At 73.2% G+C, this 24,497-nt stretch carries 21 protein-coding genes and 1 pseudogene; 10 read left to right on the forward strand and 12 right to left on the reverse strand.

All coding sequences use genetic code 11. The features are described from left to right. Nucleotides 1–134: 134 nt before the first annotated feature. Nucleotides 135–458, reverse strand: a complete 324-nt coding sequence (locus tag ACFYT4_RS14335) for a hypothetical protein (protein WP_389268089.1) — start codon at nucleotides 456–458, stop codon at nucleotides 135–137. A 200-nt stretch (nucleotides 459–658) separates the two neighbouring features. On the opposite strand from ACFYT4_RS14335, the gene ACFYT4_RS14340 reads away from it, so the two are divergent. Continuing rightward, nucleotides 659–1,792 (forward strand): PLP-dependent cysteine synthase family protein, encoded by a 1,134-nt coding sequence (locus ACFYT4_RS14340; RefSeq protein WP_389268091.1) that lies wholly within the window; start codon nucleotides 659–661, stop codon nucleotides 1,790–1,792. A 78-nt stretch (nucleotides 1,793–1,870) separates the two neighbouring features. Here the strand turns inward: ACFYT4_RS14340 and ACFYT4_RS14345 are convergent, their stop codons facing one another. Next, entirely contained in the window at nucleotides 1,871–2,356 is a 486-nt protein-coding gene (locus ACFYT4_RS14345; RefSeq protein ID WP_389268093.1) for an SRPBCC family protein, read from the reverse strand. Nucleotides 2,357–2,791: 435 nt separating this feature from the next. On the opposite strand from ACFYT4_RS14345, the pseudogene ACFYT4_RS14350 reads away from it, so the two are divergent. Further along, nucleotides 2,792–3,475: pseudogene (locus ACFYT4_RS14350) on the forward strand (NAD-dependent epimerase/dehydratase family protein); the annotation flags it as partial. Between the two features lie 252 nt (nucleotides 3,476–3,727). After that, nucleotides 3,728–4,483, forward strand: a complete 756-nt coding sequence (locus tag ACFYT4_RS14355) for a class I SAM-dependent methyltransferase (RefSeq protein WP_389268095.1) — start codon at nucleotides 3,728–3,730, stop codon at nucleotides 4,481–4,483. Between the two features lie 439 nt (nucleotides 4,484–4,922). On the opposite strand, the gene ACFYT4_RS14360 is transcribed toward ACFYT4_RS14355, so the two are convergent. Next, the gene (locus tag ACFYT4_RS14360; RefSeq protein WP_389268097.1) at nucleotides 4,923–5,057 is read right to left on the reverse strand and encodes a hypothetical protein; all 135 of its coding nucleotides are present in this window, start codon (nucleotides 5,055–5,057) and stop codon (nucleotides 4,923–4,925) included. Beyond that, entirely contained in the window at nucleotides 5,054–5,899 is an 846-nt protein-coding gene (locus tag ACFYT4_RS14365) for a DeoR/GlpR family DNA-binding transcription regulator (protein ID WP_389268381.1), read from the reverse strand. The genes ACFYT4_RS14360 and ACFYT4_RS14365 overlap by 4 nt, the downstream gene beginning before the upstream one ends. Nucleotides 5,900–6,095: 196 nt before the next feature. On the opposite strand from ACFYT4_RS14365, the gene ACFYT4_RS14370 reads away from it, so the two are divergent. Further along, entirely contained in the window at nucleotides 6,096–8,540 is a 2,445-nt protein-coding gene (locus ACFYT4_RS14370; protein ID WP_389268099.1) for a hypothetical protein, read from the forward strand. Here ACFYT4_RS14370 and ACFYT4_RS14375 read toward each other — a convergent pair. The 3 genes from ACFYT4_RS14375 to ACFYT4_RS14385 form a co-directional block, all read right to left on the reverse strand. After that, a complete protein-coding gene (locus ACFYT4_RS14375; RefSeq protein WP_389268101.1) occupies nucleotides 8,510–10,924 on the reverse strand; it encodes a right-handed parallel beta-helix repeat-containing protein in 2,415 nt (804 codons plus the stop codon). The two genes, ACFYT4_RS14370 and ACFYT4_RS14375, sit on opposite strands and share 31 nt — an antisense overlap. Before the next feature lie 231 nt (nucleotides 10,925–11,155). Next, the gene (locus tag ACFYT4_RS14380) at nucleotides 11,156–11,761 is read right to left on the reverse strand and encodes a hypothetical protein (protein WP_389268103.1); all 606 of its coding nucleotides are present in this window, start codon (nucleotides 11,759–11,761) and stop codon (nucleotides 11,156–11,158) included. Nucleotides 11,762–12,007: 246 nt separating this feature from the next. After that, complete coding sequence (locus tag ACFYT4_RS14385; protein WP_389268105.1) at nucleotides 12,008–12,478, reverse strand: DUF6643 family protein; 471 nt, start codon at nucleotides 12,476–12,478, stop codon at nucleotides 12,008–12,010. 252 nt (nucleotides 12,479–12,730) lie between these two features. On the opposite strand from ACFYT4_RS14385, the gene ACFYT4_RS14390 reads away from it, so the two are divergent. Further along, the gene (locus ACFYT4_RS14390) at nucleotides 12,731–14,035 is read left to right on the forward strand and encodes a TerD family protein (protein WP_389268107.1); all 1,305 of its coding nucleotides are present in this window, start codon (nucleotides 12,731–12,733) and stop codon (nucleotides 14,033–14,035) included. Nucleotides 14,036–14,131: 96 nt separating this feature from the next. On the opposite strand, the gene ACFYT4_RS14395 is transcribed toward ACFYT4_RS14390, so the two are convergent. Next, nucleotides 14,132–15,319 carry a glycosyltransferase gene (locus tag ACFYT4_RS14395; protein WP_389268109.1) on the reverse strand — a complete coding sequence of 396 codons (1,188 nt, stop codon included), beginning with the start codon at nucleotides 15,317–15,319 and terminating at the stop codon, nucleotides 14,132–14,134. Here ACFYT4_RS14395 and ACFYT4_RS14400 point away from each other — a divergent pair. After that, on the forward strand, nucleotides 15,318–16,151 hold the full coding sequence (locus ACFYT4_RS14400) for a glutamate racemase (protein WP_389268111.1): 834 nt from the start codon (nucleotides 15,318–15,320) through the stop codon (nucleotides 16,149–16,151). The two genes, ACFYT4_RS14395 and ACFYT4_RS14400, sit on opposite strands and share 2 nt — an antisense overlap. Before the next feature lie 113 nt (nucleotides 16,152–16,264). Further along, nucleotides 16,265–16,828 carry a hypothetical protein gene (locus tag ACFYT4_RS14405; RefSeq protein WP_389268113.1) on the forward strand — a complete coding sequence of 188 codons (564 nt, stop codon included), beginning with the start codon at nucleotides 16,265–16,267 and terminating at the stop codon, nucleotides 16,826–16,828. Nucleotides 16,829–16,872: 44 nt separating this feature from the next. On the opposite strand, the gene ACFYT4_RS14410 is transcribed toward ACFYT4_RS14405, so the two are convergent. Beyond that, nucleotides 16,873–17,946: an O-antigen ligase family protein gene (locus tag ACFYT4_RS14410; RefSeq protein WP_389268115.1), complete on the reverse strand. Its 1,074-nt coding sequence runs from the start codon at nucleotides 17,944–17,946 to the stop codon at nucleotides 16,873–16,875. Nucleotides 17,947–18,396: 450 nt separating this feature from the next. Between ACFYT4_RS14410 and lnt the strand changes: the two genes are divergently transcribed. After that, on the forward strand, nucleotides 18,397–20,025 hold the full coding sequence (gene lnt / locus ACFYT4_RS14415; protein WP_389268117.1) for an apolipoprotein N-acyltransferase: 1,629 nt from the start codon (nucleotides 18,397–18,399) through the stop codon (nucleotides 20,023–20,025). Between the two features lie 52 nt (nucleotides 20,026–20,077). Beyond that, nucleotides 20,078–20,560: an NUDIX domain-containing protein gene (locus ACFYT4_RS14420; RefSeq protein ID WP_389268119.1), complete on the forward strand. Its 483-nt coding sequence runs from the start codon at nucleotides 20,078–20,080 to the stop codon at nucleotides 20,558–20,560. 725 nt (nucleotides 20,561–21,285) lie between these two features. On the opposite strand, the gene ACFYT4_RS14425 is transcribed toward ACFYT4_RS14420, so the two are convergent. The 3 genes from ACFYT4_RS14425 to ACFYT4_RS14435 all read right to left on the reverse strand — a co-directional run bounded on the left by ACFYT4_RS14425 (nucleotide 21,286) and on the right by ACFYT4_RS14435 (nucleotide 23,809). Continuing rightward, on the reverse strand, nucleotides 21,286–21,885 hold the full coding sequence (locus ACFYT4_RS14425) for a dihydrofolate reductase family protein (protein WP_389268121.1): 600 nt from the start codon (nucleotides 21,883–21,885) through the stop codon (nucleotides 21,286–21,288). Further along, on the reverse strand, nucleotides 21,882–22,757 hold the full coding sequence (locus tag ACFYT4_RS14430) for a metalloregulator ArsR/SmtB family transcription factor (protein WP_389268123.1): 876 nt from the start codon (nucleotides 22,755–22,757) through the stop codon (nucleotides 21,882–21,884). Before ACFYT4_RS14430 ends, ACFYT4_RS14425 begins: the two co-directional genes overlap by 4 nt. A gap of 437 nt (nucleotides 22,758–23,194) precedes the next feature. Next, nucleotides 23,195–23,809 carry a TetR/AcrR family transcriptional regulator gene (locus tag ACFYT4_RS14435; protein ID WP_389268125.1) on the reverse strand — a complete coding sequence of 205 codons (615 nt, stop codon included), beginning with the start codon at nucleotides 23,807–23,809 and terminating at the stop codon, nucleotides 23,195–23,197. 106 nt (nucleotides 23,810–23,915) lie between these two features. Here ACFYT4_RS14435 and ACFYT4_RS14440 point away from each other — a divergent pair, with 106 nt between their 5' ends. After that, nucleotides 23,916–24,488 carry a peroxiredoxin-like family protein gene (locus ACFYT4_RS14440; protein ID WP_389268127.1) on the forward strand — a complete coding sequence of 191 codons (573 nt, stop codon included), beginning with the start codon at nucleotides 23,916–23,918 and terminating at the stop codon, nucleotides 24,486–24,488. Nucleotides 24,489–24,497: the final 9 nt, after the last annotated feature.

The raw sequence follows: 24,497 nt of genomic DNA on the forward strand, positions 1-24,497 counted from the left end.
CGGCGCACCCTGGGTGATGGTGTGAGACAAGCGTGAACCCGCGGAAGCGGTCCCGCAACTCAGACGCCCCGGGGTGCTCCGGCACCCGGGCTCCCGGGCCCGCCGGTGACCCCTGCCCGGTGCCGCGCGGCGGCTCAGTCCTCGGCGGCGCCCGCGCCGTGCACGGCCTTGAGGAATCGCCCGGCCAGGGTCTCGGCGTCGGAGTCGCGGTCGCGTTGACCCATGGTCAGCCGATACCGCTTGCCGTTGACCTTCAGGGCGGCGCTCGCCTCGTCCGTGAAGCGTGCCCGGCCCGCCCTGACCGCCCGGACGGGCGCGCTGTCGATCACCCGGCCGTAGCTGGTGAGCAGCTGGAGCCGGCCGTCCTTGATGAGGACCTGTCCGGCTTTGGTGAGCGAGCGCGGCCACCGCTCGATCCGTACGCCTGTGGCCCGGAATTCGGGCTCCGCCATGGCCATCGGCCCCTCCTCCCCTTCGTCGCGACATCTGCTGGCAGTCTGCACAACTCCGGGGCTGTGCACCAGTGGATGCGGACCGTGCTGTGTGAATCCTGCCCACAAGTGTCCCTCATGGATCCTCAAAGCGAGGGTTTTCGCAGGTGAGGGCCGTACTGTGACACTCGGGAAACGGAGTCGAGAGCGGCACAGGGACGGCGGGCATGGGCACCAGCGAGAAGCGGGCGACGGGCGGGGCGACGGCGACGGGCGATGTCGACCGCACCGATCCGGACTACCGGGCATGGCTGAAGGACGCCGTCCGCAAGGTGCAGGCGGACGCCAACCGCTCGGCCGACACCCATCTGCTGAGGTTCCCGCTGCCCGAGGACTGGGGCATCGACCTCTATCTGAAGGACGAGTCCACCCACCCGACCGGCAGCCTCAAGCACCGGCTGGCCCGCTCCCTCTTCCTCTACGGCCTCTGCAACGGCTGGATCCGCCCCGGAAAGCCCGTCATCGAGGCGTCCAGCGGCTCGACCGCCGTCTCGGAGGCGTACTTCGCCAAACTGATCGGCGTCCCCTTCGTGGCGGTCATGCCCCTCACCACCAGCGCCGAGAAGATCCGGCTGATCGAATTCCACGGCGGGCAGTGCCACTTCGTGGACGACTCGCGCAGGATGTACGAGGAGTCCTCGGCGCTCGCGGAGCGGACCGGCGGCCACTACATGGACCAGTTCACGTACGCGGAGCGGGCCACCGACTGGCGCGGCAACAACAACATCGCCGAGTCCATTTACCAGCAGCTGCGGCTGGAGCGCTATCCCGAGCCCGCGTGGATCGTCGCGACGGCCGGGACCGGTGGCACCTCGGCGACCATCGCGCGCTATGTGCACTACATGCAGTACGACACGCTGATCTGTGTGCCGGACCCGGACAACTCCTGCTTCTTCGACGGCTGGACCCGGGGCGACCCCGGGGCCACCAGCGACCGCGGCTCCCGTATCGAGGGCATCGGACGCCCCCGTATGGAGCCCAGTTTTGTACCCGGCGCCATCGACCGGATGATGAAGGTCCCCGACGCGGCGAGCGTCGCCGCCGTACGGGCGCTGGACACCGTCGTCGGACGCAAGGCGGGCGGCTCCACCGGCACGGGCCTGTGGAGCGCGCTGAAGATCGTCGGGGAGATGCTCGCCGAGGGACGGCGGGGGAGCGTGGTCACTCTGCTGTGCGACCCCGGCGACCGCTATCTCGACAAGTACTACTCCGACGCGTGGCTCGCCGAACAGGGCCTGGACATCGCGCCGTACACCGCGGCGATCGAGCGGTTCCTCGCCACGGGGGAGTGGACCGGCTGACCCCGGGCCCGGTGCCGCCGCCGTCCCGCCCGGTGACCGGGGCCCGCGCGCACGGGCCGGGGCCGGGGCGCCGCGCGGTCAGCGGGCGGCGGAATCACCGATCCTGCGGTCCAGTTCGCGCATCGCGCCCCGGAAGGACACCCCGAGCCCCGGCCCGGCGAACCGGACCACGGCCCGGGTCACCGGGGAGCCGTCCGCCGCGAAGGTCCACCGCACCCGGCTGCCGCCGTCCGGCGCCGGGGTGATCCGCCAGTCCTCCAACAGCGCCCGCAGACCGGGCACATTGGTGGTGTCGACGCGATAGGCGTACCGCTCGCCGGGGTCCGTCGCCAGGATCGTCTCCGAGAAGAAGGCACCGATCCGGAGCCTGATGTCCCGTCCGGCGCCGCCGCGGGTGGGTACCGCCGTCGAGACGGCGTCGAACCACTCGGTCCAGCCCGGCACATCCTCGGCCAGCGCCCGGTACACCACCGCCGGGGCGGCCGAGAGCCCGGCCGAGTGCACCAGCCGGACGGGCGCGGTGTCGATGAAGCCGAGTTCCACGTGCCGAAGCCGACGAGCCATGGACCGTACCTCCCGGGCAGGGTGACAGGGCTCGAACACGATAGCCGCCGCGCTGCCGGCCGCCCCCACCCGGTCCCGGTGGCGGCGGAGTCCTGCCCGGGGCGGTCCGGGCTCCTGTCGCCCCGGCACGCCCGCCGGGCGGAACGGCCGCGCCCAACAGCCGGGTCACAAGGCGCCGGTGAGGGCCCGTCAGATGGTTTCGGTCGCGGGTACGGAGCCGCGGCCCCCGGACCCGTACGGGAGCGGCCCCGCCCCCCTCGCTCCGGTCCGGCCGCGGTGGCGCGCCCGGACCGCCGGACCGCCCGGCGCCCGGACGAAGGCGGTCCGCACCGAACCCGCCCGGTGCGGGCGGTGCGTCCGGCCGGTGCCGCGGGTACCGGCCTCCGGGCTGCGGACACCCGGCACGGAGCAACCCCTTCGCGCTAGTGTGCGTACGTGAACCCTCATGTCGTTGTGGGATTCGGACCCGCCGGCGCGGCCACCGCCCGGCTGCTGGCCGAGAAGGGGCACTCGGTCCGCGTCGTCACCAGGTCGGGCGGGAGCCCGGAGCCCGGCATCGAGCACGTCGCGGCGGACGCGGCGGACGGCAGGCGGCTGACCGAGGTGTCGCGGGGCGCGGCCGCGATCCACAGCTGTGCCGCGCCGCCCTACCACCGCTGGGCGAGTGAATGGCCCCCGCTGGCCTCGTCGGTCTGCGCGGCGGCCGAGGCGACCGGGGCCGTCCTGGTGATGCTCGGCAATCTCTACGGCTACGGTCCGGTGGACGGCCCCCTGACCGAGCGGCTGCCGCTCGCGGCGACCGGCCCCAAGGGCAGGGTGCGCGCAGCCGTGTGGGAGCAGGCGCGGAAGCTGCACGAGCAGGGCCGTATCAAGGCGGTCGAGGTGCGGGCATCGGACTTCTTCGGGCCCGGAGTGACCGATGGCGGACACCTGGCCGCGCGGGTCGTGCCGCGGGTGCTGCGGGGCAGGCCGGTCTCCGTGCTCGGGGATCCGGACGCACCGCACAGCTGGAGCTATCTCCCCGATGTGGCCAGGGCCCTGCACGAGGTCGCGGGCGAGGAACGGGCCTGGGGACGGGCCTGGCACGTCCCGACGCGGCCCGCGCTGTCCACCCGGGAGAGGGAGTGTCTAATCAACGGCTCTGTCGCAGATTCGGTGGTGACGGAAAGTCATGGACAGAGTGCCTGATTGAGCCGTGCGGATGTCCACCCGGAACTCCCGCCCTACTTGGTGGCGGTCCCAGAACCCAGGTGTCGTATGGCAGCCTGAGCTGGGCGAATCACTGCATGTAACGATCGTCACCGTTCGTTACCATCGAATGTGAGACAGGGCCGTTAAATTGACACACCCGCCGCGACGGAGGTAGTGGTTGTGACAGGTTATGACGTGCTTGCCGAGGTGTACGAATGGCTCATCTCGGATGCAAAGTTGCCTCCAGCCGAGTTCGCTGCGTCGTTCGACGACATCCTCAATCTCCTGCCGTCGAATGCTCACGTCCTCGACTGTTCGTGCGGAACCGGACAGTTGGCGGTTGGCCTCGCCGGTCGTGGCATGCAGGTTGTCGCAACTGACGCCAGCGAGGCGATGGTTCGTCGGACTGCAGAGTTGTCTGAGGAGTTCGGGGCATCCGTCCGGGCCGTACGGGCGAACTGGGAAGAGTTGCCCGACCATTTCCAGGACAACACATTCGACATGGTGTTCTGCGTTGGCAACTCGCTTCACCATGCCACGGGCGCGACAGGCAGGGGTGCTGCTCTGGAGTCGATGTCACGGCTTCTGCGCCCCGGCGGGCGCTTGGTACTCACATCCCGCACTTGGGAACTCGTGAGGGCCAGAGGTTCCCGGCTGGAGATCAGTGACCGACTCGTCCGCCGGAACGGTCGCGATGCCGTCGTGGTCTACCGCTGGGAGATTGCGCCGCATTGGGAGGAGGAGCACCACATCGAGATTGCGATCGCGCAAGTTGATGCGACCGGGTTGGTTCTTGTCCGCTCGGAACTGCTGTCCTGCTGGCCCTACCGGTACGAGGAACTCGAAGTCGATCTGCACCGAGTCGGACTCCAGACGGAACTGAGCACGTTCGATCTTGAGGCCGAGAACTACATGGTGGTCGCGAGCAAGGTATAAACACCGGACTCTCAAGGCGACGTGATCCGGCACACGGGGATCTTCGCCCCGCTACGGGCCTTGGACCTGCCCGTCGGCCACGTCGTCACGGTCGGCAGCGCCGACCGGGCGCGTCCGGCTGGAGGACCGTGTCCCGGTCGGCGAGATCCTGAACCGATACCGGGAAGGCGAACTCGCCCCCGGCCTGGCGGCCGAGTAAGGGGTAAACGAGCGGTTCGTCTACCGGATGCTCGCCAAGCACGGAGTGCCCCGACACCGCGACGCGAGGAAGGTGAACCGGTGATCCCCGGACCGCACCGGCACAAGGGTGGCGCCACCCAGCTCGGCGCCGCACCCGGGACCTCCGGCCCCTTCGGCACCTGCACAGATCAAGACGACCCTGAGCCGCAGGAAACCGACGACCCCGGCGGCGAGCCGCACTTTGCGGCTGGTGTCTGAGCTAGGACTCCGGGGCCGTCACCGAGGTGAGCGCGGTGCACGGCACCTGAGCCGCGTGCGCGCCCCAGTCGGTGACCCGCCGCCACGCCTCCCCGGCGGGCAGCGCCACCTCCCGCGTCAGCCGGAAGGCGGTCATTCGTCGGGGACGGTCTCGCCCGCCACCACCAGACCGCCCGGCAGATACTCCTCGATCTCCTCGCGCGCGGCGGCGGACAGCCCCGCGTCCGTCACCAGCGCGTCCACCTCCGTCAGCCGGGCGAACGAACTCAGGCCCACCGTCCCCCACTTGGTGTGGTCCGCCACCACGACCACCCGCCTCGCCGACCGTACGAAGTGCCGGTTGGTCTCCGCCTCGGCGAGATTGGGCGTGGAGAGCCCGGCCTCCACCGAGATGCCGTGCACGCCGATGAACAGCACATCGAAGTGGAGCGTGCGGATCGCGGTGTCCGCCACCGGCCCCACCAGGGTGTCGGAGGGGGTGCGCACCCCACCGGTCAGCACCACCGTCGCCCCGCGCGGCCGGGCGGAGCCCGGAGCGGCACCGGGCGCGGGCCGGTGGGCCGTGTGCAGCACATCGGCCACCCGCACCGAGTTGGTGACCACCGTCAGATCGGTGACGTCCACCAGCTGCTGGGCCAGCGCGTACACCGTCGTGCCCCCGGCCAGCGCGATCGCCGTCCCCGGGGTGACCATGGCCGCCGCCGCCCGTGCGATGTCCTCCTTGGCCGGCAGCTCCAGACCCGACTTCGCCTCGAACCCCGGCTCGTGGGTGCTCGCCTCGGCCACCGGGACCGCACCGCCGTGGACCTTCTCGACGACACCCTGCCGGGCCAGCGCGTCCAGATCCCGGCGCACGGTCATGTCGGAGACATTGAGCCTGCGGGTCAGTTCGTTGACCCGCACGCCACCGCGCCTGCGCACCTCGTCGAGGATGAGTGAGCGCCGCTGTTCCGCGAGCAGGTTCTGGTTGTCGGTCACCGCCGTGGCCGGTCCTTCCGTCTCGTCGTACGCGATGGCACCAAGGGCGCTCATCCTCCCACGGTCGCCTCCAAGGGGGCTCGCGGAGATTCGGCGAGCGCCCTGCCGCGAACCGCCCGAATCCGGGATTCTGAGGTACGAACGCCGCACGGCCGCCCATCGGGTGGTCTGCCCACCCAGAGAGCGAGCCGCAGAAGTGTCCGCTGAAACCCCGGCCCCGCGCAGTGGAGGGCCCGCGCTCGAACTGCTGGTCCACGGCGTCGGGGGAGCCGGCCCGCAGGAGATGCTCGGCGACCCGCGTACGGTACGGATCTCCGGGGACGAGAAGGCCGCCGTGTTCCGGCGCACCGACGACGAGCACGCGGACGAGAGCCACGAACACCACGAGCCGGCCGGCCCACACGACCCCGCCGCGCCCTGGGACAGACCCGTCCCCGAGGCGTACTGCTGGTCCAACCTCACCTCCGGCAACAGCGCCCGCGCCCTGTGGCTGCTCCTCCTGCCCTTCATGGTCGTCAACCTCGCGCACTGGATGCGCCCCCGGGCCGGCGGCCTCGCCCGCACGACCCGGCTGTACGGAGCACTGGTGCGGCTGGTGGCGCTGAGCCTCACCGTGCTGCTGACGGCCGCCGCCTGCGAGGTGGCGCTCGATCTGCTGGCGTGGCAGTGCGCCGCGCTCGCGGAGTGCGCGGACGGGAGGTCGTGGCTCGGCTTCCTCTCCGCCGCCCGCGGCGGCTGGTGGTCGCAGCCCGGCCGACGGCTCGCGCTCGCCTCGCTCGTCCCGGCGGCCCTGGTGGGACTGCTCTGGTACCTCTCCCACCGCACCTGGAGCGCGTACGAGTCCCAGCGTCCGCCGACGGGCGAGGGGGTGGGCGAGGGCGGACGGGGACCCGCCCCCGACCCCGCGGCCGAGGACGGCACGGCGGCCGGGCGGCCCGCTCTGGGCCGCCCCGGATTCTGGTACGGCAGGCGGCTCGTCGCCCGGCTGCGCGCCGCCCACACGGCCGCCGGACTCCTCACGGTCTCCGCCGCCGTCGCCGGGGCCGCCGCCCGCCACGACCGGTCCGGTGAACACACCCTTCTGACGGTCTGCGGGGTACTGCTGGAGGCCGTTCTCGTGCTGGGCATGGCCGCCGTGGTGCTGGTCGTCTTCCGCAGGGGGCGCAGCGAGCGGCGGTTCGACGCCCGCGCCGACCGCGCGGCCGTCCGGATCCTGCCCGCCGGATCGCTCACGGTGTTCGCGCTGTCCCTGCTGTACGCCTCCTGGTCCCGGCCGCTGTGGCAGTCCCGGGGCACCCTGCCGGGAGACACGACGTTCCGGGTCATCGTCCTCGTGCAGGGCGCCCTGGTCGTCGCGCTCGCGGTCACCGCGCTCGTCCTGCACCGCCGCGCGCGCCACCCGCGTACCGTGCTGGCCGGACTGGGCGGGCCGGCCGTCGCCATGCTCGCCTGCGCGCTCGGCGGGGTGATGACCGGAGGGGTCGCCCAGCGGGTCGCCGACTGGCTGGACGGGCCCGGCACGCCCGGCATGGACGGCGACGGCTCGATCCCCGGCCCGCCCGTACTGCTCAGCTGGCAGGCATCCGTCATCCCCGTTCTGCTGGTCCTGCTGCTGATCCCGGCCGTCGCCCTCGGCGGGCGGACCTGGCTGGCGGCCCGCCGGCTGCGGGAGACCGTCGAGCGGGACTACGCGAGAACGGTGCCCGCGCCCGGCCGGTGGCGGCCCGACCCGGCCAGGACCCGCCGGATCGCCCGCGCCAGGGCCCGGGCCTCGGTCACCGACGGCACACCCCGGATCGTCGGCGTCGTCGCGGGCTCCGCCCTGTTCCTGGGCGCCGGCGCCGTCATCGGGGCCTGGATCAGCGACGAGGTCCCCGGCAAGGCGTTCGGCGACGGCGGCGGCCTCGCCGAGGCCGCCGCCGAGACCGCGCAGTCGCTGGGCTCCTGGCTGGTCGGCCTCGGCTTCATACTGTTCGTCACCTGGGGCCGCCGCGCCTACCGCGACGCCTCCGCCCGGCGCACCATCGGCATCCTCTGGGACGTCGGCACCTTCTGGCCGCGCGCCGCGCACCCGTTCGCACCGCCGTGCTACGCGGAGCGCGCCGTCCCCGATCTCACCTGGCGCATGTGCACCTGGACCGAGCGGACCGGCGGACGGCTCGTGATCTCCGGTCACTCCCAGGGCAGTGTGCTGGCCGCGTCGGCGGTCTGGCAGCTGCCCGCCGCCACCCGGGGCCGGGTCGCCCTGCTGACGTACGGCTCACCCCTGGAACGGCTGTACGGCCGCTGGTTCCCCGCCTACTTCGGGCCCGACGCCCTGGCCGACCTCCGTGACGAGGTGCACTGCTGGAGCAATCTGTGGCGGCACACCGACCCGATCGGCGGGCCCGTCCTCGTACCGGCCGCACGGAAGCCGGCACCCGACCGGGAGGTCCTCCTGGACCCGGTGGCGTACGGCCGGTCACGCCGGCACCCGCTGCCCGAACCGATCCTCGGGCACTCCCAGTACCAGGCCGACCCGGTCTTCGACACGGCCCGCGCTGAACTGCTCGGGCTGCTGCCCGGCGTCCCCCGCCAGCCGGGGCGACCGGCCGGCGCGGACCGGCGGGCTCAGGGCAGTTCGGGCAGATCGTCGGGGTAGAGCAGGGTCAGGGCGTCCGTGTCGGTCTCGGCCAGCTCGGCGACCCGGCCCGCGTGCCGCTCGACCATCGACTCGAAGGTCTGGCGCGCGGTACGGCCGTTGCCGAACGCGGGCCCCTTGGGCAGCTCGGCGAAGTACTTCAGCAGTGCCTCGCCGGTGCCGTCGGCCAGGCGGTACTCGTGCTCGTCGGCCTGCTGTTCCACGATCCTCAGCAGCTCACCGGCCCCGTAGTCCTGGAAGGTGATGGTCCGGGAGAAACGGGAGGCCACACCGGGGTTGACCGAGAGGAACCGCTCCATCTCCGCGGTGTACCCGGCGACGATCACCACGACCGCGTCCCGGTGGTCCTCCATCAGCTTCACCAGGGTGTCGATGGCCTCCTTGCCGAAGTCCCGCCCGGAGTCCTCGGGGGAGAGGGCGTACGCCTCGTCGATGAACAGCACCCCACCGCGCGCCCGGTCGAACGCCTCCTGGGTGCGGATCGCGGTGGAGCCGATGTGCTCACCGACGAGATCGACCCGGGAGACCTCGACCAGATGCCCGCGCTCCAGCACCCCGAGCGACGCCAGGATCTCGCCGTACAGCCGCGCGACCGTCGTCTTGCCGGTGCCGGGGGAGCCGGTGAACACCAGATGCCGCCGCACGGACGCGGCTTTGAGCCCCGCCTCCTGGCGGCGCCTGCCCACCTCGATCATGTTCGTGAGGGAGCGGACCTCGCGCTTGACGCTCTCCAGGCCCACCAGCGCGTCCAGTTCACCGAGAACGGCGTCCGAGCCGCGCGCCGGCTTTTCCGGGGCGGACTCGGCGGCCGGGGCGGACTGCGCGGTGGCCGCCGCGGGACCGGGGGTCCGCACCGAGGTCAGTACGGCCGTCACCGGCTCGGAGGCGCCGCCGCGGCCCGCCGGGGGCAGGACGGCGGACTCGTCGCTGGTGCAGTCCTCGACCAGCGGCAGCCCGGGCTCCGCGAACTCATAACCCCCGCGGGCGCACCGCTCGGTGCGGCACTTGTGCAGGGCCGTGCGGCAGCCGTCCATCACATGGAAGCCGTAACCACCGCTGCCCGTCACCCGGCAGCCGCGGAAGGTGCCGCGGCCCTCCGCCGACACATAGAAGCCCGCCTCGGCGGGCGAGGTGACCGTACAGCGCTCGATCACCGGGTCCGCGCCCTTGGTGACGATCACCCCGGTCTGCGCCGCGTCGACGGTGCAACCGCTGAGCGTGCCCCCGCTGCCGTGGTCGCGGAACCACGCTCCCGTGGACGCCTCCCTGATCCGGCAGTCGTCGAGCTGCGCGGTGGCGCCGTCGCTCACCGACACCGCCGTATTGCGGATCTGGGACAGATCGCTGTCGACGACATCGACCCGCGACCCGCGGTCCAGCACGAACAGCGCGTCCGGGACGTCGTGGACGCGGCAGGAGTCGAGGACGGCGGTCGCGCCGTCGCTGATCCAGACGGCGGGGTAGTCGCCCGTGCTGTCGTGTATCTCGCACTGGTTGGCGTCCACCCGGGTGCCCGGGTCCCAGACCGACAGGCCGTTGCGCCCGAAGCGGCGCACCGTGGAGCGGGTGAGCGTCAGCACCGACCGGGAGCGCAGGTCGATCGCGTTCTCCGGGATGTCGTGGATGTCGCAGTCGGAGAGCGTGAGCACGGCGTCGGTGTCGAGGGTGACGCCGTCGGCCGACGTGCGGTGCACACGGGAGTCGGTGAGGTGCGCCGAGGCGCGTGAGGCGATCTGCACGCCGGCGCCCTTGATCTCGTACACCTCGCAGCCGATGGCCTCCAGCCCGCTGCCCTCCCCGGTCACCGTCAGGCCCGCGCCCGAGGCGTGGTGCACCCGGCAGCGCTCCAGCCGGGGATGGCCGCCGTCGCGCACCGAGACCCCGGACTGGCCCGCCGCGACGACCTCGCACTCCTCGAACACCCCGCCCGCGCCCTCCAGCACGGCGATGCCGACACCGGCCGGATTGTCGACGACGACCCGACGCACGGTGGGCCGCGCCGCGCCGCGCACCTCCAGACCGGCGGCCGAGCGGGTGGAGATCCGCAGATCGACCAGCTCGGGGGTGCCGTCCTCCACCAGCAGCGCGGGCGCCGTCGTGTCCTGCCCCTCCACATGGAGGTCCTGGACGGTGGCCGAGGCGCGCACGGTCAGCGGCACTCCGTCGGCGGGCGCGATCCGCACCGAACCGACCGCGCCCTCGGGTCCGCGCAGGGTGACCGCCCGCTGCACCACGAGGTTCTCGCGGTACGTCCCCGGCGCGACGGTGAGGACGTCGCCGTCCCCGGCGGCCTCCAGGGCGGCCGCGAGCGAGGCGTACTCACCTGTGCGGCGCCGCCACCGCGATGTGCCGGTGTGGGTCACCTGAACCGTGCCCTGTGCCATCGTGCTGCTCTGCCCCCACCTCGGGAATGTCGCTCCGCCGCGCCCCGTTGCGGGGACGCCCTTGGTGATCTGTCTCCCGGCCGGTGTCCGGTCGGTGCCGGCCGGCCGACGCCGTGTCCGTCCGACACCGCGGCCGACTCCGCCGTGCACGGGGAGAAGATCCCGATCCCCGCGAGCGGGGGTCGCTCCACCGTAGCGTGAGTGACGGGCGGGAGTTGACGAATCGGGAGGTCAGCTGCCCGCGCCCGCCCGTCCCCAGTCGGGGCCCGCCGCCGCCCAGGCCCGGTCGAGACGTGCGTGTCTGCGGCGCACCAGCTGCCGCACGAGCAGTCTTCTGGCGCCTTCGGTCAGCCCCGCCGAGGCCAGGGCCGCGCCCACGCCCGCCAGGACGCCCTGCGTCCTGACCGATGACGCGTCCAGGGGCCGGCCGGTGATCCGGCCCGAGCGGTCGGCCCAGACGGTGAAGGTGTCGCCCGCGCGCGGACGCGCCAGTGGGGAGGCGAGTCTGCCGGTGTGTCTGCTGCCGTCCGCGGCCGTCCACGCGGCGATCACGGAGCGCCGCTCCTGGGAGGCCGGCACGCCGGGGAGATACATCCGGGTCGACGACTCGGGGGCCGGTCCGAGGACCGTGGCGGTGATCTGGAGGCGCTGCTGCCGCTGTGCGCGCGCCTGCTGGCGCATGGACTCCTCGGTGAGGCCGCCGGTGATCCAGCCGATGACCGGGGCGGCACTGACGATCAGTAACGCGGCGACGAGCGCCACCCATGCCTCGACGAGATCGGTCGCGCGGCGTACCGGATTGCCGCGCCAGCGCCAGAGTCCCGCTGCTGCCCGCACTGCCGCACCTCCTTCCCTCCGTGATAGCCCGGCACGGCACGGCGCACGGACGAGTCGCGGGAAAGAGAGAGGTACGTCACCCCTCGCCTTCACCCTGCCGTAGGCCCAACGTCCGCGGTACGGCGCGGGGTTCCCACAGACCTCTTCGGGTGCGAACCCCGCGGCCCTCGCGGGCGGGCGGTTTCAGGGTGACGGTGATACGGATCCTGTCCGGGGCCCGGGCCGCCGGAACGTGCCGGCCCCCGGTCAGTACCCCTGGCCCGGATGCGGGCGGGTGTACTGGCTGTTGTACGCGGTGGGCCCCTGCGCGGGCGGCGGAGCGGGCCGGGCGGCGGCCGGGCGCATCGCCTCGTAGCCGCCGGCCGCCGGGCGCTGGGGCTGCTGCTGGCCCTGGGGGCCCGGGTATCCGCGCTGCGGTGACGGCTGCTGCGGAATGTAGGGCGCGGCGGCCTGCTGCAGCGGCACGGGCTGCGGCATCTGCTGCGGATAGCCGTACGGGGGCGTCGGCTGGTGCATCGAGGGAGCGGCCGGCAGGGCCGGCAGAGCCGCGGGGAGTGCCGGCAGGTAGCTGTTGCCGGTGTCGTACGCGGAGGGCACTCGGATCGGGGCGATCTGAGGCGTGCCCCGCTCTGCGACCAGGGAGTCGTAGATCGGGGTGTCGGCGAACGACGGAGCGGAGTAGTAGCCGCCGCCGTAGGTGACGCGGGGGGAGGTCATGGCACATAAGTTAAGCCCTGAGTTGTGGGTTAGGGGAGTCCGATAAGAAGGTTGTTTCGGGAGAGGCGAGTGACCGTCGATCCCCAATGTGAGCGAATCTGGGAAAAACGGTCGCCGATTCGAGCAAGAATCGTGTAAAGAGCGAGCTGAGCGCCGGTTACTCGTGCGTCGGCACGGGCGCTCGGGGGGCCCGGGGGAATAGGTTGGCGCCCAGCGAATTGTCCGGACACTCCGACTCGCGAGGGGGCGAGCATGTCTATGCTTAAGGGAGCCAACACTCCGGTGGCGGCGCAGCGGGTGCGTGTCGAACTGGGCTGGCGGCAGGGCCCGTCGGTACCGGATGTCGACGCGTCCGCGCTGCTCGTCGACGCAGGCTCCGGCAAGGTCCGGTCGGACGCGGACTTCATCTTCTACAACCAGCCGGCGCACGCCTCCGGGGCCGTGCGCCACGAGGGGAAGCAGAACGCGGCGGGCGGTGTCACCGACGTCATCGGCGTCGACCTCACCGGTGTGGAGCCCTCGATCGGGAAGATCGTCCTCGCCGCGTCCGCCGACGGCGGCTCCTTCGGACAGGTGCCGGGGCTCTACATCAGGGTCGTCGACGCGGTGTCCGGAGCCGAGGTCGCCCGCTACGAAAGCCAGGACGCGAGCGTCGAGACGGCGTTCGTCCTCGGCGAGCTCTACCGGCGCCAGGGCGCCTGGAAGTTCCGCGCGGTGGGCCAGGGGTACAGCACCGGCCTGGCCGGTCTGGCCACGGACTTCGGCATCACGGTCGACGAACCGCAGCAGCCCGCCCCGCAGCCTGCTCCCGCCCCGGCGCCGCGGGTCAGCGCCCCGCCCGTGGCGCCCCCGCCGGTCGCGCGGCCCCCCGCCCCGCCCGCCCCCGCGCCCGTGGCACCGGCCCCCGCGCCCACGGCTCCCGTACGCCTGAGCAAGGTGACGCTGACGAAGGAGACCCCCACCGTCTCCCTCACCAAGCAGGGCGGCACCTCCGGGACCATGCGCGTCAATCTCAACTGGCAGGTCCGCAAGCAGTTCAAGGGCTGGGGCGCCAAACTCGGCCGGGCCATCGCCGTGCACGGCGACCTGGACCTCGACCTGTGCGCCCTCTACGAACTCGTCGACGGCAGCAAGGGCGTGGTCCAGGCGCTCGGCAACGCCTTCGGCGCCCTCCACCAGCCCCCTTTCATCCACCTCGACGGCGACGACCGCACCGGCGGCACGTCCGGCGAGAACCTCACCATCAACCTCGACCACCAGCAGTACTTCCGGCGGATCGTCATCTTCGTCACCATCTACGAGGGCGCGCGCAGCTTCGCCGATCTCGACGCCCACGTCACCCTCCAGCCGCAGCACGGAGCGCCCATCGAGTTCTCGCTGGGCGAGTGCACCGTGCCCTCCACGGTCTGCTCCCTCGCACTGATCACGAACACCGGCTCGGACCTCGTCGTCCAGCGCGAGGCGCGCTTCCTGGTCCCGGAGCGCGGAGTCAGCCCGCAGCGCACCGTCGACTACACCTACGGCTGGGGAATGAACTGGACACCCGGCCGCAAGTGAGCCGCGGGCGGGGCGAGTCGCGCCGCGGGTGACCCCGCGGCGCGGCCGTCGCCGGCCGTCGGGGCGCCCGCTCGCCGACGTCCTCCGCCCGCCCGGTCAGGTCTCCTCGGGCGCGACCCCGGGACGGGCGTACGTACGCCCCTTCCAGGCCGCGCCACGGCCCCGGTAGTGCTGCACCGCCGAGTCGACCGTCATCAGCAGATAGAGCAGGGCGGTGAACGGCAGCACCAGGGCGAGGAGCGGCGACCGCCGGTAGTAGCGCAGCATCGGCAGATACGTCGCCGCCATCACCGCCTGCGCCACCCCTCCGGCCCACGCGGCGGGCGCGTCGCCCCCGATGACGCCCACGGCCAGCGCGACCGGCGGCACGAGATACACCAGCGTCAGCCCCATCACGGTCCCCACCAGCAGCAGGGGGCTGTACAACAGTTGGGCGTACGCGCTGCGCGACACCATCCCCCACAGATCCGCCAGCCGCGGATACGGCCGTACGCTGTCCACCCGCTCCGCGAGCCCCAGCCAGATCCGGCCGCCGGACCGCTTCACCGCCCGCGCCAGCGACACGTCGTCGATCACCGCCTGGCGGATCGAGTCCGGGAGCCCCGCGCGGTCGGCCGCCTCCATACTCAGCAGCACACAGCCGCCCGCCGCCGCGGCCGTGCGGGCCCCGGGCCGGTTCACCCACCGGAACGGGTAGAGCTGGGAGAAGAAGTAGACGAACGCGGGCACCACCAGGCGCTCCCAGCCGCCGGCGACCCGCAGCCGCGCCATCTGCGACACCAGGTCGAGCCGGTGGTCGCGGGCCGCGGCGACCAGGGTGCGCAGACTGTCCGGGTCATGGGCGATATCGGCGTCCGTCAGCAGCAGATACGCGGGGCCGCGCGACCTGGCCAGCGCCATGCCGTGCCGCAGCGCCCACAGTTTGCCCGTCCAGCCCGGCCCGGGCTCGCCGGGGGAGACCACCGTCAGCGGCAGCCCTCCGTACCGCTCGGACAGCGCGCGGGCCACGTCCGCCGTCCCGTCCGTACTGCCGTCGTCGACGAGCACGATCCCGGCGTGCCCGGGGTAGTCCTGGGCCAGCAGCGAGGGCAGGCTGTCCGGCAGGACGGCGGCCTCGTCCCGCGCGGGCACCACCACGACGACATCCGGCCACGAGTCCGGCGCGCCGGGAGCCGTGACACGGGGCGGCAGCCGCTGGTCCGTGCGCCAGAAGAAGCCCTGACCCAGCAGCAGCCACCCCCAGGCGAGCAGCGATCCGACGGCGGTCCAGGCAAGGGGGCTCATGCGCCGCAGTCTGCCGCACCGCACCGGTTCCACGAGGCCGGTCGACTATGGTGACCGGGTGAAGATCGCGCTCATGGACTCCGGAATCGGCCTCCTCGCGGCGGCCGCCGCGGTACGCAGGCTGAGGCCGGACGCGGATCTCGTGCTCTCCTCCGACCCCGACGGGATGCCCTGGGGTCCGCGTACGCCCCGGGACGTCACCGAACGGGCCATCGCCGTCGCCCGCGCCGCCGCCGCCCACGCGCCCGACGCCCTGATCGTCGCCTGCAACACCGCCTCCGTGCACGCGCTGCCCGCGCTCCGCGCCGAACTGGAGCCCGCGATCCCGGTGATCGGCACGGTGCCCGCGATCAAACCGGCGTCGGCGGGGGGTCGTCCCTTCGCGATCTGGGCGACGCCGGCCACCACCGGCAGCCCCTACCAGAGCGCCCTCATCCGGGACTTCGCCGGGCCCGCCGCCGTGACCGAGGTGCCCTGTCCGGGTCTCGCCGACGGCGTCCAGCTCGCCGACGAGGCCGGCATCGAACGCGCGATCGCCGCCGCCGCCGCGCTGACCCCCGAGGACGTCGGCGACGTCGTCCTCGGGTGCACCCACTACGAACTGGTCGCCGCACGCATCCGCGCCGCCATCGGGCGCCCCGTCGTCCTGCACGGCTCGGCCGACGCGGTCGCCGCCCAGGCGCTGCGCCGGATCGGCGCCCCGGCCGCCGACCGGCCGGGGCCGCCCGGCGGGCTCACCGTGATCCTCAGCGGCCGGGAGTCCGTCCTGTCCGACCAGGCGCTGGGATACGCCGAGGCGCGGCTGCTCCGGGCGGTGACGTCCGCGCGCTGAAGGTGACGGTCCCCGGGCCACCGGTGCGCCCGTCCCCCGTGGCCTCCCGTGCCGGATGTGATCCTCATGACGGACCCCATGCCGGTGCGCCGGAAGCTGGGTACTCTGCTCGCATGAGGGAGCCTTCCCACGACTCGACGCCCCCCGCGCCCGCCGAGCCCGTCCCCGCGATCTGGACCGGCCGTGCGACCAACCGCGTGCAGTGGCTGCTGGCCGTCGCCGGCGCCGCCTGCATCGCGCTCGGCATCGAGCTGGCGGTCGTGTCCAACTGGACCTCGGGCGTCGCCCCGCTGGTGATGTCCGTGGTCGGCTGTGTCGCGGCCGGTCTGCTGATGCTCTACGGAACCCTCGCCTTCGTCCATGTGGCGGTCAAGGTGGACAGCGACGCCGTCGAGGTGCGCTGCGGCCATATGGGTCTGCCGCGCCGCCGGATCCCGCTCTCCCACGTGGTCGGCGCGGAGTTCGAGCCCAAGGTCACCCCGAGGCACTGGGGCGGCTGGGGCTACCGCTGGCGCCCGGAGCGCGGTACGGCGGTCGTCGTACGCCGTGGTGAAGGTGTGGTCGTCACCCTGGGTGACGGCAGGACCTTCACGGTCACGGTGGACGACGCGGAATCCGCGGTCCGGGCCATCCGCGACCGGCTCGGCGCGGGGCCCGGCAAGCCTGCGCAGATCTGAGCGTCCCCGCCACCACCCCGCGACCCCCGGCCGGGCCTTGCCCCTCAGCGGGCACCCTCGGCCGCCGGAGGCGTACGGCCGGCCGGGCCGGACACGCCCCCGCCCGCCCCACGCGCCGTCGCGAGGCCCGCGAGCAGTCCCGCACCCGCCGTGACCGGGGCAAAACTCAGCGCGTTCCCCAGATTCGCGAGCACCGCGAGCGCCGTCAGGGCCGCGCCCGCGCTCAGCACCACCGGAGTGGACCGGGGCGAGCGCCACAGCGCGAACAGCATCCACCCGAATGCCGTAGCGAGCAGCACCACACCCACCAGTCCCTGCTCCGCGGCCTGCTGGAACAGGGCCGAGTGCGGTTTTCCGTCCGAGCCCGCCGACTGCAGGGCGGTGGCGCTCAGCTTGCCGAAACGGCCGGGCCCGACGCCCCGTACCGGATCGTCCTCGGCGAGCGCGACCGCGTCCTGCCACAGGGCCATCCTGTTGGGGGTCAGCTGGCCTTCCAGGGACACCTTGAGCCCGCTCGGCAGCGCGTTCTCCGCCACGCCCCACGCGATCACCACGGCCAGCCCCGTCACCGCGGCGAGACCGGTGAGCGCGGCCGTACGCCGCCGCATCCGGGCGGTGGCCACCGAACAGAGCAGGACCCCCGCACAGGCGGCGAAACCGGCGACCGATCCGACGGCCAGGCCGGTCACGACGGCCGCGAGCGCGATCAGCCGCAGCGCGAGACGCAGCGCCGGCGGGCGGGCGGCGGAGGCGGCGCAGCAGGCGGCGCCCGCGCTCAGCACCAGCAGCGCCGCCGCGGCGCCGGTGTGACCCGGCTGGACCGGGGCGCCCGCGTTCGCGCCCGGGACGCCCTCCGGTGAGGTGAGCGCGAGGCCGAGCGCGGCGAGCGACAGGGCCGTGGCACTGGTGACCGGGAGCAGCGTGCCGGAGATCCGGCCGCAGGCGTACCCCGCGGCGACGGCGGACACGGCGAGCAGCACGCCCTCGGGTCTGGCCTCGCGTCCCGCGGCGCTGACCAGTGACCACACCGCGCACACACCGAGGACGACCGCCCCGGCGATATCGGTGGCACTCCCGCGTTCGCGCGCCGCTGCCCGGCTATCCGGCGCAGCCATCATCCTGCCGACCCCCCGACATACACCCGTCCCCGTGCGCCGACGCGACCGCCGACCTGACCGGCTCCGCGAAGGCTGCGCTTACGGTAACGGCCGGGACACGCGTTTGTGGATGGGTGGGCGGAGGCGGCTGCGTCGGCTGGGTGCGGATGCCCGGTGTGCGCGCCCCTCGCGGGTACGGGGGACGTGCGGGGCGCCGCCCCTCGCGCCGGTCCTCGAACGCCGGACGGGCCGGGGATTCCCGCGGGTTCCGGCGCCGGGCGCCGGGTGGTCCGGGCCGACGGGCGGCGGACCGGCGTTCGGCGGGCCTGTGTTCCCCGGGTCCCGGGGCGGGCCGGATCGGACGGGCCGGTCCCGGCGCGGGGCCGCCCGGGGTCGGCCCGATACCGGCGCGGGGCCGCCCGGTTACGGCTGGATGCGGGGGAGATACCCCCCTCCCGTAGACTCCGGCAGGTGAGCGCCACCATGACCTCCGTCGACGCCCCCTCACCCGCCCCGGCCGGCCGCAGGCCGTGGGGGCGGCGGCTGGTGCGGCCGGGTGCCGCGGCGCTCTCGGGGGTGCTGCTGTTCCTGAGCTTTCCGCCCCGGCCCCTGTGGTGGCTGGCCGTACCGGCGTTCGCGCTGCTCGGCTGGACGCTGTACGGGCTCAGGCTGCGCGCGGGCCTGGGGCTCGGCTATCTCGCGGGGCTCGGGTTTCTGCTGCCGCTGCTGATCTGGACCGGTGAGGACGTCGGGCCTGTTCCCTGGCTCGCGCTGGCCGCCGCGGAGGCGCTGTTCGTCGCGTGCGCGTGCATGGGCATCGCCGCCGTCTCCCGGCTTCCGGTCTGGCCGCTGTGGGGCGCGGCGGTCTGGATCCTCGGTGAGGCGGCCCGCGCCAGGGTGCCGTTCGGCGGCTTCCCCTGGGGCAAGATCGCCTTCGGCCAGGCGGACGGCGTCTTTCTGCCCCTGGCCGCGCTGGGCGGGACTCCGGTCCTCGGCTTCGCCGTCGTGCTGTGCGGCTTCGGGCTGTACGAGACCGTGCGGCGCCTCGTCGAGTACCGCCGTGCCGGGACCCTGCCCCGCGGTCCGATGGCCGTCGCCCTGCTCGCGGTGTTCGTCCCGGTCACCGCGGCGTTCGCCGCGCTGCCGCTCGTCGACGACTCCGCCGAGGACGGCACCGCGACCGTGGCCGCGATCCAGGGGAACGTGCCGCGGCTCGGGCTCGACTTCAACTCCCAGCGCCGCGCGGTCCTCGACAACCACGCGCGCCGTACGGAGGAGCTGGCGGCGGAGGTGAAGGCCGGCAAGGTGCCGCGGCCCGACTTCGTGCTGTGGCCGGAGAACTCCTCCGACATCGACCCGTACGCCAACGCCGACGCGAGGTTCGTCATCGACCGGGCCGTGAAGGCGATCGGCGTTCCCACCGTCGTCGGCGCGGTCATCACGCCCGACACGGGCAAGCTCCGCAACACGCTCATCGAGTGGGACCCGGCGCGCGGCCCGGTCGACACCTACGACAAGCGCCATGTGCAGCCGTTCGGCGAGTACATCCCGATGCGTTCGTTCGTACGGCTCTTCAGCTCGGACGTGGACCGGGTGCGCCGTGACTTCGGGCCCGGCGACGAGGTCGGCGTCTTCGATCTGGCGGGCACCGAGGTCGGCCTGGTCACCTGTTACGAGGCCGCCTTCGACGACATGGTGCGTGACACCGTCACCCACGGCGCCCAGCTCATCTCCGTGCCCAGCAACAACGCGACCTTCGGACGCAGCGAGATGACGTACCAGCAGCTGGCGATGTCGCGGGTGCGGGCGGTGGAGCACGGACGGTCGGTGGTCGTCCCCGTGACCAGCGGAGTCAGCGCGGTGATCATGCCGGACGGGGACGTCGTACGGAAGTCGGAGATGTTCACCCCCGACGCCCTGGTCGCCGAGGTGCCGCTGCGCTCCTCGCTGACCCCGGCCACCCGGCTCGGCGCCTGGCCTGAGGCCGTGCTCGTCCTGGTCGCGGTGGGCGGTCTGGGCTGGGTGGCCGCCGGAGCCGTACGGGCCGGGCGCGGGCGGCGGGCCCAGGACGGCACCGGGGGCACGACCGCGGCGGAGTAGCCCGCGGTGGGAACCCCGGGGCCACCGGGGCGGGAGAGGTTAGGGTCGGGCCATGGGGACCCCCGACTTCATCCGTGAGATCCGGGCCAAGGCCGGCCATCAGCTGCTTCTGCTGCCGGGCATCAGCGCGGTCGTCTTCGACGACGGCGGCCGGGTGCTGCTCGGCAGACGGGCCGACAACGGCCGCTGGTCGACGGTCGGCGGCATCCCCGAGCCTGGTGAGGAACCGGCCGAGACCGCCGTGCGCGAGGTGTACGAGGAGACCGGGGTGCACTGTGCGGCCGAGCGGGTCGTCATCGTCCAGGCCCTGCCGGAGCCGGTGACGTATCCCAACGGTGACCGGTGCCACTTCCTCGACATCACCTTCCGCTGCCGTGCGACCGGCGGTGAGGCGCGGGTCAACGACGACGAGTCGCTGGAGGTGGGGTGGTTCGCCCTGGACGCGCTCCCGGAGCTGAGCGAGTTCGCCCTCTTCCGGATCAAGCAGGCGCTGGTCGACGGGCCAGCGTGGTTCCGGCCCACCGCTGAGGGCTGAAAACGGAACGCCACCGCGTGTGTCCGCCGACCTCGGTTTGAACCGAACGCGTTGCCGTACGGTTCCGGCGGCGCACCGGGTGCCCGCGTTCGGCACCCCGCCGTGGAGGGCGTACGGACGGCGCGACCCCGCTCGAACGGCGGGGCGTCCGCCGGTTCCGGGTCCGAACGGCTGATGGTCCGTCGCTCGGCGCGCGGGCCGGCCGCCCGCAGGACAGGCCGTCGCGGCGCGCCCCGCTCATCGGTGCCCCGGGGGCGGTGTCCGCAGACTCTCGATCGGATCACCGAGCCATGAGTGGCCGGGCAGCGGCCGGTCGGTCGGTGTCGGAGACGTCATACGGCGATCGTGGCAGCGATCGCGACGGGGGTGAACCGAGTTTCGCCCGCGCGGGCGCACCCGAACCCACCGGCAACGCGGGCGGCCGTACACGCTGACATTCCGCCCGCGTGGACGCATCCGAACCCCGGCACTCGGGGCGTTCAGCCGCGAGTGAGTCCGGCGGTCGTTCGACGAGAGCGCGCGGGCGAACGACGGATCGGTGCCCGGCCGCGTCCGTCCGGGGTCCCTTGGGCGCCCGTCTCAGGGTCTGGGGGGCCCCGCCCGCCGGGGGGGGGGGGGGGGGGGGGGGGGGGGGGGGGGGGCGGCCGCCGGGGGGGGGGGGCGGCGCGCCCCGCCCCCCCCCCCCCCGCGCGGCCGCCCCCCCCCCCCCCCCCCCCCCGGCCGGTTCAGCGCACCCGGTCGTAGACCAGGGCGATCTCGCCCAGGTCGCCGGTCTCCTGGTGTGCGAGCTTCCACGTCGAGCCGGGCAGGCCGTCGTCGAACAGCCGCTGTCCGCCCCCGGCGATCTCGGGGAAGATCATGAGGTACAGCCGGTCGATCAGGTCTGCCGAGAGGAGCGCCTTGATGACGCTGGGGCTGCTGTTGACGAGGATGTCGCCCTCGCCGGTGGTCTTGAGGTCGGCGACGACGTCGGCGGCGGGGGCGTTCACCACCCGGGTGCGTTCCCACGGTGCCTCGGTCAAGGTGGCGGAGAAGACCACCTTTTCCGTGTCGACCAGCCACTTCGCGTAGCCGCGATCACGCGGATCGGCGCTCTCGTCCGTGGCGACCGACGGCCAGTACCCCAGGAATCCCTCGGCGTTGATCCGGCCGAGCAGCGCCGTCGTCGCGCCCTCCCAGATGCGGGTGAGGTGGTCTCGCGCGACCTCGGTGGTCACATACGGGGCGAACATCCCGAAGTCGCTGGGTCCGCCGGGACCGTGGTAACGCCCGTCGAGGCTGAGGCTCAGGTTCGCGGTCACCCTGCGGCCGGTCGAGTCGGTCATGGTGCGCTCCTCGTGTCGGTGCTGTCGGTGCTGTCGGTGGTGTTGCCGGTCCCGTGCGGGTCCGCGGCAAGGGTCGCCGCGAGCTTGTCGAGGCTCTGGCCGAAGCCGATCTCGATGCCTGCGATGAAGTCCGCGGAGTCGACGGTGCTGTCGGTGATCCGCCAGTGGGCGTCGAGGTCGGTGCCGGTCCCGGTGGGTCTCAGGCCCAGGTCGACATGGGCGGTGAAGGCGAGGCTGCCGTCGGGAAGCAGCGGGGAGAGCCGGTAGGCGAGGCGCTCTCCGGGGCGTACGGCGACAATGGCTCCCTCGGCGCGCCCGGCGGTCGGGTCGGAGCCGTCGGCATCCTCGGTGTCTCGGTACTCCAGGACGATCCGCCCGCCCGGGCGCGCCTCGAAGACGAGCTCGGAGACGCGGAGGTCGTCGGGCGTCCACCAGCGCGTGAGCAGGGAGACGTCCGTCAGGTGGCGCCAGACCGAGTCGGGGCTGCCCGCCAGCGACCTGCGGAAGGTGAACGAGCGGCCGTCGGCCCACCCCGACTCCTCCGCGGCGAGCCGCTCCGTGTGGAGGCTCAGCCCGTAGCGGTCGTAGGTCTCGCGGGGGCCGCCGTCCTGTTCCGCGGTGTCGGCGAGCCGGCTGAGCGCGGCCGCCAGGTCCCGCAGGGGACCGGACCGGAGCGCGTAGATGCGGCGCTGTCCGGTGCGCTGGGACGTGACGACGCCGGCGCGCTCAAGGGTCTGCAGATGCTTGGTCGTCTGCGGCTGGCGCGCCCCGGCGAGCCGGGCGAGGACGCCGACCGGGCGGGGCCGCTCGGCCAGCAGATTCACGAGCCGCCAGCGGGCCGGGTCGGCCAGTGCGGTGAGGAGTGCGTCCATGGAGGCTAGTATTCTCCGTGGAGAATATTCGTGTCAAGGAATGCTTTCTGCGGTCCGCGTCGGGATGGGTCAGGACGGGCCGGGGTCAATGAGGTGCCGAGCCGGGCGGTAGGAAACACCCGGGGCCGAGCGCGGTGACCGACGGGGATGGGACGCGGTGGCACCGGCGATGAAGGAACCGGCGGCCAGCCTGCCGGTCGGCGGTGCCCGTATCCCCTGGTCGGCGGCCCGTGGGAGACCGAGATCGTCACCATCAAGATCCAGTTTCGATACACGCCCTGGCCCTTCGCAGTCCAGCGGCCGTCGGGCCGCGGCGAGTGACCGGCGGTCTCACCGCGTCCGGGTGTACGGTCCCGGATCGTGCGTCGTGACCCCGTGCGTCGTGGCCCCCTGCGTCGTGACCCCGTAGGGCCGCGGTCCGTTCGCTGGCCCGCGCATCATGCGCCCAGGCCGCGCAGGAGTACGGCGAGCCCGCCGAGGAACTCCTCGTCGGCACTCACGTCCCGGGCGTCCCGCGCGGTCTCGGTCAGGTACGGGAAGTCCGCCGGCGGCAGGGCGGTGATGGCGGCCGTGCCCCGGCCCGACAGGGGGCCGAGGTGTTCGAGCTGGACGGCCCCGATCACATAAGAGAGGAGGCTGCGCAGCGCGACGACCCGCCGGCGGTCCTCGATACCCGCCCGGGTGAGGATGCCGAGCACCGTCTCCGACCAGCGCAGCACACCGGGGGACCGGTGCCGGTGGACGAGTGTGAGCGGGACGGTCGCGGGATGGGCGGCGACGGTGTCCCGGAGGCGCCGCACCATGGTTTCGATCCGCTCGCCCCATGGCGCGTCCGCGGGGGGCGGTTCGGTGTCGACGGCTTCGAGCACGTGGTCGACGACGAGCCGTTCGAGCTCCTCGCGGTCCTTCACGTACCGGTAGAGCCCCATGGTGCTCATCCCGAGCTCCGTGGCGACCGCGCGCATCGACAGCCCGGCGAGTCCGTCGCGGTCGATGACGGCGAGGGCGGCCGAGGCCGGCTGATCGTGTGTGAGCGAACGGGGGCGAGGCATGGCGATTGACAGCGTACGGCATACGCCTATCCTCGTAAGCGTATCTCGTACGCCTACGAAGGGGACGTCCATGCGTATGTCCGGAAGGCCCCGGTCCCGAGGACCGGTGGAGCCGGGAACCATCGTCAGCGCCCGCGACCTGCTGTCCGTCTCCGGTTCCCCGGTCGGTGTCCCGGCACCCGACCGGCTGGTCCATCTGCAGTTCCGGCGCTTCGCGGGCTGCCCCGTCTGCAATCTGCATCTGCGGTCGGTGGTCCTGCGGCACGAGGAGATCGAGGCGGCCGGGGTGCGCGAGGTCGTGGTGTTCCACTCGCCCGCCGAGGAGCTGCTGAAGCACACGGCCGACCTCCCGTTCGCCGTCGTCGCCGATCCCGCCAAGCGGCTGTACGCGGAGTTCGGCGTGGAGTCGGCACCCAGGGCGCTGCTGAGTCCCCGCGCCTGGTGGCCGATCGTCCGGTCGGTCCTGCGCAGCACCGGGGCGATCCTCCGCGGGCGGGAACGCCCGCCGGCGGGCCGGCCGCACGGCGGCAGGCTCGGCCTGCCCGCCGACTTCCTGATCGCCGCCGACGGCCGTGTCGTCGCCGTCAAGTACGGCGAGCACATCTACGACCAGTGGTCGGTCGACGAACTGCTGGAACTGGCGGGCCGCGCACCCCGGCCGGTTCCCCCGAACCGATGAGTGAGGCTT

It is taken from the genome of Streptomyces sp. NPDC004609 (genome assembly GCF_042873655.1).
GTDB lineage: Bacteria > Actinomycetota > Actinomycetes > Streptomycetales > Streptomycetaceae > Streptomyces.